Source organism: Arthrobacter sp. 2YAF22_2, from assembly GCF_052114645.1.
Classification (GTDB): domain Bacteria; phylum Actinomycetota; class Actinomycetes; order Actinomycetales; family Micrococcaceae; genus Arthrobacter.
Genome location: NZ_JBFRFD010000609.1, coordinates 1 through 1,897 on the forward strand (window position 1 = coordinate 1; position 1,897 = coordinate 1,897).

Genomic DNA, 1,897 nt, shown 5'->3' on the forward strand with positions numbered 1-1,897 from the left:
GTGGATTCCCTCGACGCCGTGAAGTCCCTGCCGCTGGGGGGCGCCCGCAATGCCGCGACCATCGGCAGCGTCGCGGATGTCAGCATTGCCGAGGACGCCCGCACCTCGATCACCCGGACCAACGGCAAGGAAACCCTGGCCGTGTCCGTCACCAAGAAGCCCGAGGGCGACACGGTGGCCATCTCCCACGCGGTCAAGGATGCCATTCCGCAGCTCGAAGCCGAGCTGGGCTCCAACGCCAAATTCACCCCGGTGTTCGACCAGGCGCCGTTCATCGAGAAGTCCATCAAGGACCTCACCACTGAGGGCCTGCTGGGCCTTGGCTTCGCCGTCGCCGTCATCCTGGTGTTCCTGCTCTCGGTCCGCTCCACTTTGGTCACGGCGGTGTCCATCCCGCTGTCCCTGCTGATCACCTTCATCGGACTCTCCGCGACCGGCTACTCGCTGAACATCCTCACCCTCGGCGCGCTGACCATTGCGATCGGCCGCGTGGTGGACGACTCGATCGTGGTGATTGAGAACATCAAGCGGCACCTCAGTTACGGCGAGACCAAGATCACCGCCATCCTGACCGCCATCCGGGAGGTCGCCGGCGCGATTACTGCGTCCACGCTCACCACGGTGGCGGTTTTCCTGCCGATTGCCTTCGTGGCCGGGCTGGCCGGCGAGCTGTTCCGGCCCTTCGCGCTCACCGTCACCATCGCTTTGGTGTCCTCGCTGCTGGTGTCCCTGACCATCGTCCCGGTGCTGGCGTACTGGTTCCTGCGGACACCGGCGGACAAGGCCGGCGCTTACGTCTCCGAAGCCTCCGCCCGGGAAACCGCGGCGAAAGCGCACGATGCCGAGCAGCGCGGCCTCCTGCAGCGCGGCTACCTCCCGATCCTCACCAAGACCCAGCGGCACCCCGTAATCACCTTGATCGCTGCCGTCCTGGTCCTTGGCGGGACGGCCGCGATGACCCCGCTGCTCGCCACCGACCTCCTGGGCCGCTCCGGCGAGAACAGCATGACGGTCAAGCAGGCGCTCCCGGCCGGCACCAGCCTGGCCGAGGGCAGTGCCGCCGCCATCAAGGTCGAGAACGTGCTGCGCGGCATCGACGGAATCAAGGACGTCCAGGTCACCACCGGCAACGCCCAGTCCGGCTTCTCCGCGCTGCTGTCCGCCGGGGCAGCGAATTCCAGCTTTACCGTGGTCACCGACGATAAGACGGACCAGGGCAAGCTGCAGGACACCGTGCGCGGCGAACTTGCCAAGATCGGCGACGCCGGCAAGATCACCGTCGGCTCGCAGCAAGGCGGCTTCGGCACGACGTCGACCGTGGACATCACCCTCAAGGCCGCCACGTCCGCCGACCTCCAGACCGCCAGCGACGCCATGGTTAAGGCCATGGACGGCGTTCCCGGTTCCTCCGAGGTCAGCACCAACCTGGCGGCGAGCCAGCCCGTGGTCCAGGTCAAAGTGGACCGTGCCAAGGCCGTCGCGGCCGGCCTGAACGAGCAGCAGGTGGCGGGCGTGCTGGCCTCCACCATCAGTCCTGTCCCGGGCGGTACCGTCCGTATCGGCACCACTGATTTCCCGGTCCGGATCGGCGAAGGCACCCGCTTCACCAGCATCGACGCCGTCCGGGCCCTCCCGCTGCCGACGGCGCGCGGGCCCGTTCCGCTGTCCTCGATCGCCTCGGTGGAACAGCTGGACGTTCCGGTCTCCATCACGGCCAGCAACGGCCAGCGGACCGCACGAGTCTCCGTCACGCCGTCGGGCGGCAACCTCGGCGCAGTCAGCACCGAGGTGCAGGCACGGCTCAAGTCGGTCCAGCTGCCGCCGGGCGTCACCGCGGAGATCGGCGGAGCCACCACGCAACAGTCCGAGTCCTTCGGCCAGCTGGGACTGGCCCTGC

Annotated in this window: 1 protein-coding gene; it reads left to right on the forward strand. The window is 68.1% G+C overall.

Going from position 1 to position 1,897, the window contains the following annotated elements; genetic code table 11:
- The coding region (locus AB4Y86_RS17815; RefSeq protein ID WP_441403486.1) for an efflux RND transporter permease subunit at positions 1–1,897 on the forward strand (1,897 nt) is incomplete at both ends.